At 41.5% G+C, this 14,314-nt stretch carries 13 protein-coding genes and 1 pseudogene; 12 read left to right on the forward strand and 2 right to left on the reverse strand.

The genetic code is table 11. The features are described from left to right. Positions 1-180 precede the first annotated feature (180 nt). Together MSMAS_RS11345 and MSMAS_RS11350 are read left to right on the forward strand one after the other, a co-directional pair. A pseudogene (locus MSMAS_RS11345) lies at positions 181-1,614 on the forward strand (IS66-like element ISMma14 family transposase). A 35-nt stretch (positions 1,615-1,649) separates the two neighbouring features. Beyond that, on the forward strand, positions 1,650-3,917 hold the full coding sequence (locus MSMAS_RS11350; RefSeq protein ID WP_048046566.1) for a NosD domain-containing protein: 2,268 nt from the start codon (positions 1,650-1,652) through the stop codon (positions 3,915-3,917). 250 nt (positions 3,918-4,167) lie between these two features. Here the strand turns inward: MSMAS_RS11350 and tatC (MSMAS_RS11355) are convergent, their stop codons facing one another. Further along, positions 4,168-4,929, reverse strand: a complete 762-nt coding sequence (gene tatC / locus MSMAS_RS11355) for a Sec-independent protein translocase TatC (RefSeq protein WP_011034501.1) — start codon at positions 4,927-4,929, stop codon at positions 4,168-4,170. 757 nt (positions 4,930-5,686) lie between these two features. On the opposite strand from tatC (MSMAS_RS11355), the gene tatC (MSMAS_RS11360) reads away from it, so the two are divergent. The 4 genes from tatC (MSMAS_RS11360) to MSMAS_RS11375 all read left to right on the forward strand — a co-directional run bounded on the left by tatC (MSMAS_RS11360) (position 5,687) and on the right by MSMAS_RS11375 (position 8,247). Then, entirely contained in the window at positions 5,687-6,463 is a 777-nt protein-coding gene (tatC, locus tag MSMAS_RS11360) for a twin-arginine translocase subunit TatC (protein WP_011034500.1), read from the forward strand. Between the two features lie 129 nt (positions 6,464-6,592). Then, the gene (locus MSMAS_RS11365; RefSeq protein WP_011034499.1) at positions 6,593-6,961 is read left to right on the forward strand and encodes a Sec-independent protein translocase subunit TatA/TatB; all 369 of its coding nucleotides are present in this window, start codon (positions 6,593-6,595) and stop codon (positions 6,959-6,961) included. 284 nt (positions 6,962-7,245) lie between these two features. Continuing rightward, a complete protein-coding gene (locus MSMAS_RS11370) occupies positions 7,246-7,551 on the forward strand; it encodes a twin-arginine translocase TatA/TatE family subunit (protein ID WP_011034498.1) in 306 nt (101 codons plus the stop codon). Positions 7,552-7,734: 183 nt separating this feature from the next. Further along, complete coding sequence (locus MSMAS_RS11375) at positions 7,735-8,247, forward strand: Nudix hydrolase (RefSeq protein WP_011034497.1); 513 nt, start codon at positions 7,735-7,737, stop codon at positions 8,245-8,247. Positions 8,248-8,350: 103 nt separating this feature from the next. Here the strand turns inward: MSMAS_RS11375 and amrS are convergent, their stop codons facing one another. Continuing rightward, positions 8,351-9,403: an AmmeMemoRadiSam system radical SAM enzyme gene (amrS, locus tag MSMAS_RS11380; RefSeq protein WP_011034496.1), complete on the reverse strand. Its 1,053-nt coding sequence runs from the start codon at positions 9,401-9,403 to the stop codon at positions 8,351-8,353. Positions 9,404-9,686: 283 nt separating this feature from the next. On the opposite strand from amrS, the gene MSMAS_RS11385 reads away from it, so the two are divergent. The 6 genes from MSMAS_RS11385 (at position 9,687) to MSMAS_RS11410 (ending at position 14,082) form a co-directional block, all read left to right on the forward strand. Further along, positions 9,687-9,935, forward strand: coding sequence for a FeoA family protein (locus MSMAS_RS11385; protein WP_011034494.1), 249 nt, complete (start codon positions 9,687-9,689; stop codon positions 9,933-9,935). A gap of 1 nt (position 9,936) precedes the next feature. Then, positions 9,937-10,191, forward strand: a complete 255-nt coding sequence (locus MSMAS_RS11390; protein WP_015412641.1) for a FeoA family protein — start codon at positions 9,937-9,939, stop codon at positions 10,189-10,191. Further along, a complete protein-coding gene (gene feoB, locus MSMAS_RS11395; RefSeq protein WP_048045924.1) occupies positions 10,184-12,181 on the forward strand; it encodes a ferrous iron transport protein B in 1,998 nt (665 codons plus the stop codon). The genes MSMAS_RS11390 and feoB overlap by 8 nt, the downstream gene beginning before the upstream one ends. Before the next feature lie 13 nt (positions 12,182-12,194). Next, positions 12,195-12,653, forward strand: coding sequence for a hypothetical protein (locus MSMAS_RS11400; RefSeq protein WP_048037898.1), 459 nt, complete (start codon positions 12,195-12,197; stop codon positions 12,651-12,653). Positions 12,654-12,685: 32 nt separating this feature from the next. After that, positions 12,686-12,997, forward strand: a complete 312-nt coding sequence (locus MSMAS_RS11405; protein ID WP_011034490.1) for a FeoC-like transcriptional regulator — start codon at positions 12,686-12,688, stop codon at positions 12,995-12,997. Between the two features lie 599 nt (positions 12,998-13,596). Next, positions 13,597-14,082, forward strand: coding sequence for a metal-dependent transcriptional regulator (locus MSMAS_RS11410; protein WP_011034489.1), 486 nt, complete (start codon positions 13,597-13,599; stop codon positions 14,080-14,082). Positions 14,083-14,314 lie beyond the last annotated feature (232 nt).

Here is a 14,314-nt window from a genome sequence, read left to right on the forward strand (position 1 = left end):
AGGTTAATATTCATAATTGATTATATTAGAATAAAGTGGGGGGAAAGAAATGACAAGCAGAACACTTTTTTTAATAGTTTTAGTTTTTATTTTGTAACTATTCAGGTAGCCTTAACGAGGCTACACATTTTTCCTCGTTCCGAGGAAAAATTGGATATAAAATGATTCCTTTTTAGCTTTATGAAACGTGATGAGATTCTTTCTTACTGTGCTTCAAATCCTGAAATTATTGTAGCTTACATTGAGAGTTTAGAATCTCAAGTTAAAGAACTCACTGAAAGACTTGTAGCCTTAGAATCTCGTTTAAATCAAAACAGTCGTAACAGCAGTCGACCTCCTTCTACTGATTATTTTGTCAAAGAGAAACCTAATCCCAAGAGTCTGCGTAAACCAAGCGGGAAGAAACCTGGAGGTCAGGAAGGTCATCCAGGCACGACTCTTGATATGGTTGATCATCCTGAGTAGGTAATAGAACATTCTTTGACCTGCTGCAAAGAATGCGGATCTACCCTTGAGAATGTTGAAGTTGAAGCTTATGAGAGAAGACAGGTCTTTGACATTCCTCCCGTAAATCTAATTGTTACAGAACATAAAAGTCAGATTAAAACCTGTCCTTGTTGTGGAAAGTTGAATAAAGCCGTTTTTCCCGAATCAGTGAAATATCCGGTTCAGTATGGCCCTAATATTTTAGCTTCAGCTATTTACTGTAAAAATTACCAGTTTGTTCCTTATGATAGAATTTCTGAGTTATTTGAAGACATTATGGGAATAAAAATCTGTCCTGCTACGATAATTAGAGCAGAAAGAGAATGTTTCCAGAATTTAGAGGAATTTGAAAACGTTATTAGAGAGAAGTTATTAGCCTCGCCTGTAATCAATTTTGATGAAACTGGTATGAAGATTGAAGGAAAAAGACACTGGCTTCATGTAGCTTCTAATGAAAAATACACATGTTATTTTGCTCATACAAAAAGAGGAGCAGAAGCAATAGATGCTATGGGAATTCTTCCGAAGTTTAAGGGAGTAGCAGTTCATGATGGATGGAAACCTTACAACGTTTATGATTGTGATCATGCTCTGTGTAACGCTCATTTACAGAGAGAACTTACAGGAATTGAAGAGAACTATAAACAGACATGGGCTAAAGAGATGAATGAACTGCTCACTGAGATGAAGAAATACACTGATGAGTGTAAAGAGCAATTAAGAGAACCTGATTTTGAGCAAATTAAAGCATTGGAAGAAAGGTTTGATGCAATTATCATTAGAGCGCTTGAAGAAAATCCGCATTCTCTAAATCCTGAAAAACAGGGAAAACGCGGTAAAAATCCAAAAACAAAATCAAGGAATCTGCTGGATAGGTTTATAGAACACAAAGAAAAGATTCTGAGATTCCTGACAGATTTGAAAGTTCCATTTGATAATAATCAGGCAGAAAGAGATATCAGGATGATGAAACTACAGCAGAAAATATCGGGAACTTTCAGAAAAGCAATGGGAGCGCAAGCTTTCTGCAGAATTAGGGCGTACATTTCTACAGGAAAAAAGAACGGTTTACCTGTTTTAGAGGGTATTCGTGCGGCGCTCATAGGAGCGCCGTTAACTATACTCTGAGCAGTTACTTTATTTTTATAATAACTATTTCAGATATGGCATCAGCAAAGGAAATTATAGTAGATGATGACTATGGAGCTGATTTCATATCAATTCAGGAAGCTGTGAATAATTCTGTAACAGGGGACATAATAATAGTAAGATCTGGCACTTATACTGAAAATGTTCTTGTTGATGTAACAGGGATAACTATCAGGTCAGAATCAAACAATGGATCTGTGCAGGTAAAACCGCTGAATGAAAGTACAGGTACCCTTTTGATAACAGCTGATAATATAACGGTCAGCGGTTTGAATATAACGGGAGCCAGCAAGGATTCTTATAAAAATGCGATTTTTACTTATGGCGATATGAATAATGTGACAGGTAACACCGTCGAAAACGGTTCTATTTTTCTGGGATCCTGCACACTGGAGAATTTAACGGGCATCCTGTACGGTGAAATGAATAATGTGACAGGCAATATTATCGAAAACGGTTCTATTTTTCTGGGACCCGAGATCTCAGACAATTTAATAGCCGAAAATAAAATTTCTAACGGCGAAGAAGGTGTACATATTTCCTGCTGTGGAATAAATAATACAGTATCAGGAAATACGATCTCAAATTGTTCCACTGGCATCTATGAATATGATCAGGGAGCGAATATCCACAATAACAGGATTACTGATTGCGATTATGGGATCAGCCTTTCGTTTGCAAGCGGAGGAATTGACAATAATGTAATATTAAATTGTAATACAGGGATTTTTTTAAGAGAAGCCTGTTATGTCGACATAATTAACAATACAATTGCATCCTGTGCAGAATGCGGAATTTTTGATCAGGAAAACAACAATGGAAAACGGATCTACAATAATTATTTTAACAGCAGTCTGAACATCAGGTTCGGAGCTGGAGAAGGGGAAAATACCTGGAACAGTTCACTTGCTTCAGGCACTAATATTGCCGGAGGCCCTTACACTGGTGGCAACTTCTGGGCAAAGCCGGATGGGACCGGTTTCTCCCAGATATGCGTGGACCTGGACTGGGATGGAATCGGGGACCTGCCTTATAATATCTATGAGGACGAATTTGACTATTTACCTCTTGTATCCCGGTCCGGCCCTCAAAATTCAGTTACCCCATCTGCTAACTTTACAGCCAGCGTCACTAACGGCATCGCACCCCTTGTTGTCGAGTTTACAGATCTTTCAAAGAGCGCAGTTGCGTGGAACTGGGACTTCGATAGTGATGGGATACCGGATTCCACAAAACAAAATCCTGTATATGTGTACAGAAATCAGGGAAATTATACGGTTAATTTAACAGCCAGCAATGGACTTACTGCCAGTTCCAAAACTGCTGACATAAGCGTTGAAAAAAGAGTTGCACCCACATGGCCATTTGTATACATGACAGGTGGATTAAACACTTTAAGGACTGTTTCCGTAATTGACATAAGAACAGGAATAGTTATAACCAAAGTGAAAACAGGAAAACACCCTTCAGGAATCGCAGTCACACCTGACGGAAAAACGGCATATGTGACAAATTCCTGGGATAATAATGTCTCGGTAATTGATACTGCAACAAACACTGTTATAGATAGTGTGAAAGTGGGATCTTATCCATGTGGAGTTGCAGTCAGTCCTGATGGAACAGAAGCATATGTGACCAATTGTGGCAGCAATAATGTCTCTGTGATCGATACCGGCGCAAACACTGTTACAGCTACTGTGCCTGTTGGAAACTGGCCAGAAGGGATTGCAGTGACCCCGGATGGAAAAAAGGCATATGTGGCGAACTCTGGCAATATTACTGCCCCTGAAGATACTGTTTCTGTAATTAATACAATAAATGATACGGTTACAGATACGATACCTGCAGGCAGGCACCCGTGTGGAGTTGCGGTTACTCCGGATGGAAAAAAGGTATATGTGGCGAACACATATGGCGGAACTGTTTCCGTAGTTGATGCAGCTACAGACACGGTTACAGCCACTGTGGACACTGGTAATTCTCCTTTTGAAGTTGCAGTTAATCCGGCAGGAACAATAGCATATGTGGCTAACGAGGGCGGTACTGTCTCTGTAATTGATATATCAAACGATACCGTCATAGCTACGGTGGATGTGGCAGGAGGCAGGCTCGAAGGACTTGCAATAACCCCGGATGGAAAAAAGGTATATGTGGCACACTACGGCAGTTCTGATAACAGCACTCTCTCCGTAATTGATGCCTTAAACAATACTAATACTGTTACATCCTCTGTGGATGTCGAGGTTTATCCCGGGAAAATTGCGATCATTCCAGAGCCATAATCCTGACCAAACCTTGTAGATGGACAGATTTATCTGAGCAGTTCAATAAAAACTGTCCTTCTGCTCATTTTTGAATTTAAGGAATGGTAAAAATACAACTTCAAATATTCGCTTTGTGAATGGCTTCATGGTCATTGCTAAAGACAATATCAAGAACAAAAATCATGAAATTATATCTTCTTTATTCCTAAAACTGGTTTCTTCTCTTTTTGATTATTCTTCCCATCACTTTTTTCAGCTTCAGGGTTCTTTATGATAAGGAGGAGTCGGTCTTTGAAACCTTATTTTTCACTCCGATTACCCTTACAATTACCATGCTGATCTCAAAGAAGATTACCATGGGCACGGCAACCATCATCTGGCTGAATACGTCTGCCCCGGGAGTAACAAGGGCTGCAACAAACATTGCAAGGACATAAATATGCTTGCGATAGGTCACAAGAGTGCTGTATTTTACAAACCCGTTTCGTGTAAGGAAGGTGAGCACTATAGGGAGTTCAAATACCAGGCCAAAAATGGCTGTGGTCGTTGCTATAAATGAAATGAACTTGAAGATCGAATAAGTTGCAGTCACTCCTGAGCTTTCTGCATCCAGGTAAAGGAATTTAAGGAAGAGAGGCAGCATGAGGAAATAAGAGTATGCAACCCCCAGGATAAACATTATTACTACCGATATGCTCAGGAAAAAGAACTGGCCTTTTCCAATAGATACTGGAATTTTTATTGAGTACCTTCTTGAAATCGCCCTGTAAGCATAGAAGGCAATAATTGGCAGGGTAATTAGCAGTCCTATTATTATAGAGAGCTTAAGCTGAAGCATCATGACCTCCAGAGGAGACACGTAAACCAGCTTTGCACCTTCCGGCAGGAGGTCGATTTTCATTCTCTCGATCAGGGGACCTGTAAAATTGAAAGAGACAACAACGCCTGTGAGAAGAACTGCGGCTATCACAAGCAATTTATTTCTCAGGGTCACCAGGATTGCGCTTAAGTTTTCAATAGCTTCAGACATATGAGTACCTATCCGGAAAAGCAAAAGGAAATTCGAAACCTGACATCAAAGAACCTGCAGACACAGCAGGAGTTATATCATCAACTTTCCTTTTCCTATTTTGTTTTTTCCTTTCAGTTTTATGCAGCCTCTTCAATGTAATATTTTCATACTGATGTTTAACACTAATATATTAATACTAATATATTAATACTAATATTTTCATACTAAAGTTTTCATATTAATATTTTCATACTTCTGAAATCGCCAGATATTCAGAAGGAAACCCTATCCGGGAAAAACATAATTATTATAATATTTTCCTGACTGCCTATACTGAAGAAATAATATATTAAGTTTTATATAATAAATCAATTATTGTTACTACCTAACTCATAATATAATGATTTAAATACTATAAATTTTCAGGTATGTAACTATCAGGTTTTACAGCTATATTATATAGCTGTAATTCTCGATGTACCATGAAGAATACTGGAAATGCAGGTAAGCAGAACGTTACTTAAGGTTAGCTGAACAATTCAGGTAAGCTGAACATCACTTGAAGAGAATCTGAAATTACCTCAAAAGTGATATGAACGTTACTTAAAGTAAGCTGAACATCATCCTGAAGAGAAACCTTAACAGCACCCGGGAATACATGCAAACCGGCTTATTCAGTGGTCTTAAATAAATGCAAAGATAGATCGGGTTAAAAACCAATAATATATTCCGATATAAATATATTTAGGTACGTGTTAAGTGAGAGCGGAAAAAAATGGACTCACAGCAGACAGGCAACGTTGCCCCTTCCACAAACGCATCCGGAAAGAATTCATATGCGTCCGGTGTGCCCGGGGATGTCGAAGAACCCGTCATGGCACACCTGTTTGAGCTCAGGGACCGTCTGGCAATCGTTTTAATCTGGCTGGTTGTGGGAATAATTATTTCTTTCCCGTTTTCGGCAAGGGGAATGCTGCTTCTCTGGAAAGAGTTTATAGGCCCGGGCATGATCATGTCAGCGTATTCTCCTCTTGAATGGACTCTCGCCCGCCTCAAGCTCTGCCTGATCTTTGCTCTTGCAATTTCAATTCCGTTATTCTTTTATGAGCTTTACAGGTTTGCAGCTAAAGGGCTTTATCCGAATGAAAGGCGCTTTTTCATAAAGGTGATCCCGGCATCTTTCCTGCTTTTCATGCTGGGGACAGCAATAGGCTACTTCCTTGTCCTGCCTGTGATGTTCAGGTATATCCTATTCTATTCGGGAGACATGGCCACAGCCCAGCTTTCCGTCCAGAATACCGTCTCAGCAGTTACCACCATCCTGGCGGGTTTCGGGGTTGTGTTCCAGCTTCCCCTACTTGTGGTCTTTGCGGTAAAAATGGGACTTGTACAGTACCAGACCCTGAAAAAACAGAGGATTCTTGTCTACAGTGCAATACTGGCTTTCTCCCTGTTCATTACCCCTGACCCTACTTTCATTGCCCAGATTGTTGTGGCGATTTTGCTGGCAGTCCTCTTTGAGTTCAGCCTGCTGCTGGTCAGGTTGTTTTAAGCGCGGATCCGATAATAATGATGGAACAGGTAATATCAAAAAACCTTTTTTTAAAGAATTTCCTGATACAGCCTGCCCACAAACTGTTTTAAAAGAACTTTTATATCTGGATGATAATAGTAGCCATCAATGATAGGTTCAACGGAACTGATTGCAATCATAATCGCTGCCCTCTTCCTCTTTGGGCCCCAGAAAATTCCGGAGCTTGCACGGGCTCTCGGAGGCGCAATAGGCGAGTTCAAAAAAGCACAGAGAGCCGCTGAGCTGGAGCTTAACGAGTTTGATCCTTATACCCGGAAGGCTGCAAATAAAGCCAGGGAAAAAGAGGAGAATAAGGAGAAAAAAGAGGCAGGTCCCGCAGAAGACGGGAACGAAAAAAAAGATAGTGAGAGAAACAAAAAGGAATCAAAACCCAATCCTCTTAATGCACTGGAATGCAGGCCCTCAATTCCTGACCTTGAAGAAACTCCTGAAAATCCGAATATCGGAATGAAATAAAAGGGATTAAAAAAGAACAGGATAGAAATAACATAATAAAAAAGGGATGATTCCGGGTTAAATAAAAAGCAAAAATAAAAAAACTTAAATAATATAAAACATTTCAGATATTAATAGAAAATAAAAACTTTATATAGCATGAAAAGACTAAGCCTAACTTAAAGATATTCGGCCATTTACTTAAATATTCAGATAATTATTCAGGAAATTTTACTTATTATTATGAAAATTACTACCGCTGAAGTTTACACAATTAAGGAAAACGAAAAGCTTGAGGTCCAGCCATGATAGGCACACAAGAACTTATAATGATTTTTGGAGTAATCGTTTTACTTTTTGGGGCAGCCAAACTTCCTGAGCTTGCCAGGTCCATGGGGAGTTCAGTGGGAGAATTCAAAAAAGCCCAGAAAGAATCCGAAAAAAGCCTTAAAGAATTTGAAAAATCACTAACCGAACCCGCCCCGGCTAAAACCAAGGTTCAGGAAACAGCTGAAAAAATGGGAATCGACATAAGAGGCAAAACTGACGATCAGCTTCTTGATGAGATTCAGAAGTCTTCAGAGAAGCCAAAAGAGGTTTCAGAACCGTAAAAGGAATCTGAAGGATAAGCTTTTCTTTTCACCTTTTTATTCAGCTCTTTACTGAAGTTCTTCTTTATTATATTTTCATATTTTTATGCTTTATTTCACCGAAAACTTTTTTGGACTCTTTTTCTATAAAATAGAAGAACAGAGTCAGAGTAAGGTTAGACAAGGAGGCTTTTTCTGGTAGAAATGATAAGTGAAGTTGACATGGACGACAATTTTCTTGGCCTGCGAGCCAGAGATGAGTTTTACTCGGGAAAACACATCCACAGGGCTTCCCAGCTCATTCTCCTTGACCCTGAAAACAGGATTCTCCTGCAGAAAAGGTCGCCAGGAAAATTCTGGTTCCCAAACCGCTATACATACTCTGTCAGCGGTACTGTTGCAGATGAGTCCTACGAAGCCTGCATTGCTCGGGAGATGCTTGAAGAAATAGGGATTTCCGTCCCTTTCAGGAGATTATTCAAGATCCCCTGCATCCGGGAAAACAAAGGGGCTTACCATACCATATTCTCAGGCAGATGCTCGGAAGAGGCTGCAAGCCTTATCCGGCATGACCTGGAAGAAGCTACATCCATTGAGTGGGTGGAACTCGAAGAACTGCACAGGGCTGTTAAAGCAGAGCCCGGCAACTATACTCCCGCCCTCAGGGAAGGAATAATAAAGATCTTTAAAGAAGGGTGCGAAAAATATCTGTTCTGATGCTCATTATCTAAAAATTAATGGAAACAGTATTCATCACATATTTATAACTTCACGCTGCTGTGTGACAGCTTCAAGACCTATCTTCACCCGGCATCTGGCTTCAAAACCTGTCATCATCCGGCAAGTGTTTTGAGCCTCCGTATTCTCCAGCAATGGGGATATTCTCTCCACAGGCAGGGCAGGTCTTTTCAGGGGTGATTTCGTACTTTTCTACATCAAAATAGCCCCGCAGGATCAACATTTTGCCGCAGTTGGGACAGAAAGTATTGTTGCGGTCACTTCCAGGGACATTGCCCATATAGACATATTTCATCCCCTCTTCGGTTGCGATTTTACAGGCATTCTCCATAGTTTTTACAGGTGTCGGGGAAAGGTCCTGCATCTTGTACTGCGGATGGAAGCGCGTAAAATGCAGGGGGGTATCTGGACCGAGGTTTTTATAGACCCATTTTGAAAGTTCCCTTAGCTCGTCAAGAGAATCATTTACTCCGGGAATAATCAGGGTCGTTATCTCCACATGGATCCCCAGCTCCTTTGCAAGAGCTGAAGCTTCAAGCACGGGAGCCAGTTTTGCACTGGCAATATCGTGATAGAACTTTTCGTTGAAAGCTTTAATATCGATGTTGGCTGCATCCAGATAAGGAGCGATATGTTTTAGCGATTCGGGAGTCATATAACCGTTTGTTACGTAAATAGTACCCAGACCCGCTTCTTTTGCCAGTTTTGCACTCTCATAGGTATACTCGTGCCAGATAGTAGGCTCGTTATATGTCCAAGCAATGGACTTCGAGTCTGATAAAAGGGCTCTTTCCACAAGCTCTTCCGGAAGAATGTCTTTTGTGTATGCGTCTTCCAGGCAGACCTGAGAGATTGACCAGTTCTGGCAGTGCTTACAGCGGAAATTGCACCCTATAGTACCTACCGAATAAACATAGGAACCCGGAAAGAAATGGTAAAGCGGCTTCTTTTCCACAGGGTCTATAGCTTCGCTTGAAACAGTACCGTAAATAAGAGAGTAAAGGTCTCCGTTCCTGTTTTCCCTGACCCCGCAAAAGCCTCTCTTTCCGGACGCAATTTTGCACCTGTGGGCACAGAGACTGCAGTGTACTTTATCGTCTCCGATCTTTTCGTAGAACATGGCTTCCTTTATCACATAAATCCCCATTTAGTGATTGTTTTTTTGGGTAATAACGGTTACTGTTAGAGATTTCTGCCATGTTCAGGAAGCAGGTAAAGCGCTATTTTTTGTTACAAAAAACTGATTGTTCTCCAGGAATTTTCACATCGCAGACTTTTCTATATAGAGATTTTTGTCCTTAAAGATTATTTCATTTACGCACATAATTTTCGTATATGCGAAAATTTTAAATAATTGGTATTGCATTTCAATGCTAAGCAAAAATTTTGGCAATCCGAATATCTTATGGTGATACAAAATGACAGAAATCATCAATAAAACCCTGAATATGCTGGAAACAGGACAGAAAGCCCGTGTTATTCAGGTGAAGGGAGGCGGAAGTTCCCGAAAGCGTCTGCTCGATATGGGCATGGTTCCCGGGACTGTTCTCAGTGTTAGCAAAAAAGCCCCGCTGGGAGACCCTGTAGATTTCAAGCTAAAAGGGTACAACCTGTCTCTCAGGAAAAAAGAAGCTGAGATGATAATTGTTGAACAGATGGAGGGTTAATTTGCCCGCACAGATGCCTCTTACAATGCTCCAGGAAGGAAAAGGCTGCCGGATCAGCGAAGTTCGAGCAGGTGCTGAGCTCAGGAGAAGATTAATAGAGATGGGATTCACACCCTCGTCTTCTGTCCGGCTTATAGGGTGCGAGAGAGGAAATCTGCTTGTTAATGTAAACGGAGCCAGATACGCCCTTGGAAAAGGAATGGCTATGAAAATCATGGTAGAGCCGGATTCATTTGAAGGTGCGGAAATTGGTTGAGAATAAGATAAGGGTTGCACTTACAGGAAACCCCAATGTGGGAAAGACGACCATTTTCAATGCCATTACCGGAGCCAGGCAAAAGGTAGGAAACTGGCCAGGGGTAACAGTTGAGAAAAAAATAGGTACAAAGGCATATGGAGGACATGTCCTTGAAATTGTGGACCTTCCCGGCACCTACAGCCTTACAGCCTATTCCGCTGACGAGGTTGTTGCCAGGGATTACATCCTTGAAGAAAAACCTGATGTCGTAGTACAGGTCCTTGACTCGACAAATCTGGAACGCAATCTTTACCTGAGCACCCAGCTTCTGGAAATCGGCACGAACCTTATCCTTGCCCTCAACATGTCCGATCTTGCAGAAAAAAGGGGTGAAGGCTTAAACGCCCATGCGCTTGAGAAATTGCCTGAAGTCTCATTGATAAAAACAACCGCAAAAGAAAGCAAAGGTATCAATGAACTCCTTGACGCAGTCATTTCAAAATCCGGCTCTGCCAGACCTTCCAATAATAAAATAGAGTACGGTGAAAAAATAGAGGAGAAAATCCGACATCTGGAACGGGTTCTGGCTGAAGATGAAACTCTTATGGCCAGGTATCCTTCCAGGTGGTTGAGCATCAAACTGCTGGAAGGGGATGAAAATGCGCACTCAAAGCTAACTTCCTCAAAGATAGAGGCTGAAGTTAAAAAATTCCTTTCCGGCCTGAACACTGAAGAATACGAAGCCGAAATGGCTGATAAGCGTTATGAATTCATAAGCAAGCTCCTTCCTGAGGTGAGTAAGAGCCACGTTGAAATAATGTCAGGCTCGGATATGATTGATAAGGTGCTTACAAACAGGTACCTGGGGATCCCCATATTCCTTGCCCTGATGTGGGGAATGTTTGAGCTGACATTTGCCTTCGCAACCCCTTTCATGGGAATTATTGAGATGTTTTTCGGCCTTCTTGCCGAAATAGTCACTGCAAACATAGATTCACCCTGGTTTTCATCCCTGCTTGCAGATGGGATAATTGCAGGAGCTGGATCTGTCATGCTCTTTGTCCCCAACATCTTCATCCTGTTCTTCCTCCTCGCTTTGCTGGAAGACAGCGGATATCTGGCAAGAGCAGCCTTTATCATGGACAGGCTGATGTATGCGATGGGAATTCAGGGAAAATCATTTATTCCGATGCTCATGGGGTTCGGGTGTTCTGTCCCGGCTGTTATGGCAACCCGTACCCTTGAAGACAGAGCAGACCGCCTTATCACAATGATGGTTACACCATTCATGTCCTGCGGAGCCAGGATGCCTGTTTACGTGCTGCTGGCAGGGACATTTTTCGGTAAACAGGCGGGATCCGTTATCTTCGGGATCTATGTGCTTGGAATTATTGTGGCAATAGTGTCTGCCAAGCTTTTCAGAACCATCATTTTCAAAGGCAGCCCGTCTGCCTTTATAATGGAACTTCCTCCCTACCACAGGCCTTCGGCTGTCAATTCTTTCAAGTACATGATGAACCAGGGCTTCCTTTACCTCAAAAGAGCTGGTACCGTAATTGCTGGAGGAGTGATGGTTATATGGCTGCTTGCATACTTCCCTCAGGGAGTTGAATACGGAAGTGCGGAAAGCTACATCGGCAGCCTCGGGAAACTGCTCGAACCTCTGGTAGCACCTCTGGGTTTTGACTGGAAAATTGCAATTTCCCTCATATTCGGGTTCCTTGCCAAAGAGGTTGTCATAGGCTCCCTGGGAACCCTTTACGGCACAGGAGCAGATGAAGGGATGCTATCTTCGGCGCTTGCCGCAGACCCGATATTTACACCTGCTGTTGCACTCGGGCTTATGGTGTTTACCCTTCTTTACGTTCCCTGCATAGGAGCGGTTGCGGTAATCAAAAAAGAGTCGGGTTCCTGGAAATGGATGTTTTTTGCAGCCGCCTATTCGACAGCTGTGGCATGGATAATGGCATTTTTGACGGTAAAAATGGGAAATATAGTGTTTGCATGAGGAGCTGATGTGAATGGAAAATGAGAACAGAACCCTGACATGTTTTACTCTCCTCTGGGGGGCAACATACCTCGGAATCGGAGGCTTACAGGTCATGAAAGGAACAGGTCTTCTGCCCTATGACTTTATATCCGCCAGCCTGTTCCCCCCTGAGGTTGCCGGAGGTCTGGTGCTTGCGATAGTGGGTGCAGTTTACTTACACGGGACTGTTGAGTTTTCAAAAGGGTCCTTTGAAGGAAAAGCCTATGTTTATGTGGGAATCGTACTTTCCCTGCTCTTTGGAGCTCTGTATCTGCTGACTTTTATTGCCGACGTCGTCAACGCCAGGGTACTGTCAGCTGACGGATTTGAGCAGTGGACACTTCTTTCCGGCATTAAACCTGCACTTTACCTCGGCCTGATTTCCCTGGCAGTATACACAGCAGGGGGAAAAACGTTCAGGCTACAGGATTCAGAAGGAATTACAGAATAAGAAAAAATTTGGGGATATGGAGAAAACAGATTATGGTACTCGGATACATGTATGTGTTAAAACAGATAGCGGAAGTGGAAAATAAAGGCAATATGTCTTTCAATGAGATATCGGGACATTTGAAAATGAGTACGCAGCAGCTTAGAGGCTTACTCGAAATAATGGAAAGAATGGGACATATTGAAAAAGTTACGGACAACAGTTCCGTCTTATCCTCTTCCTGTCCCGGCTCCTGCAAAAACTGTGGATGTTGCGGGTTTTTAGAAAAACCCACCGTTTCAACAGGCACGGTTTACAGGCTGACCGAGAAGGGAAAAAGAGTCTGTCACAGCCAGACCGGCTAACCTGAAAAATCCTGATGAACAAAACAGGAGATTTCAAAACCCGGGCGCAGCCTCCCTGACCTTAAATGTGCATAAACAGACCAGAAAGCGAACAAAATACAGGACCAGAAATAAAAACGAGAACTGAAAAAATACTTTAAATTTTAAGGCAAGAGGATGCAAAGCATCCGGGTTTTTGAAATCTCGGCTTAAAGGAAAGGAAGACAGGAAAGAGATGCCTCCCAAGCTTGAAAAACTCCCGAAAATTATTATCCTGTCTTCCTCTCCGAAAATACCTGCACTTAAATAAGGGAAGAAAAATTTTCAAAAATTTATATTTCACAGAGGGGTTTACTTTACAAGGGGGTTTACTTCATAGCGGGATTTATTTCACAGAGAGATTTATTTCACAGAGAGATTTATTTCACAGAGAGATTTATTTCACAGAGAGATTTATTTCACAAAGGTTTTAACTTTAGTTTCAGTCCTTTATTCCACTTTTGATTCCAATTCTTTACCTTTTATTTTTTTGCTTACCGTACAGCTATCCTTATATGTCTTTCCCGCATAATTGAATATAATCGAAAAATATTCGGCATACAAAAAAAGGTTCGAGTTTTATGACTACAGAAAGAGATGAAGACTACCTGAAAATTATCGCCTCAATTGTGGAAGAAAAAGGATACGCAAAAGTTAAAGATGTAGCGAAAGAGCTTGAACTCGGCCCCTCTACTGTAACAGGTATGTTCAAAAAACTGGATAAAGAAGGCTATATAAATTATGAAAAGTATGGCGGAGTAACCCTTACTGAAAAAGGGACGGAAATCGCCAGAAAGACAAGAGAAAAATACAGCATGCTCAAAGAATTTCTCATGCACCTGGGGCTTGATGAAAAGACGGCAGAAGAAGACGCCTGCAAGATTGAGCACATCCTTGACCCAAAAACTGCGAAAATCCTGAAAAAGTTTGTGGAATTCACGGATAAAGAAGACGAGTCAAGAATCTGGATAGAGCATTTCAGGTATTTTGTCGAGACCGGAAAATATATATATTACTCCCCCGAAAACCGCGACAAATGCCCTGTCCACGGAAAAAAAACGGACTGATTTTATCAGGGCAGTCAGCTTTGCAAAAAGTCCTTTGACAGTTCCTGTTTGAAGGAACCGTCATGAACTTTCATCTGCAGATTTATAATATTTATATGTAGACTTATAACTTTTATATGTAGACATATAACTTTTATATATATAATTATAAATTTTATATACAGACACATAATTTTCATATGCAGACTTATGATATCCTGCCCATATGATTTTGCAGTGGCTTTCTGTTTCT

This window comes from Methanosarcina mazei S-6, from assembly GCF_000970205.1.
Classification (GTDB): Archaea; Halobacteriota; Methanosarcinia; order Methanosarcinales; family Methanosarcinaceae; genus Methanosarcina; species Methanosarcina mazei.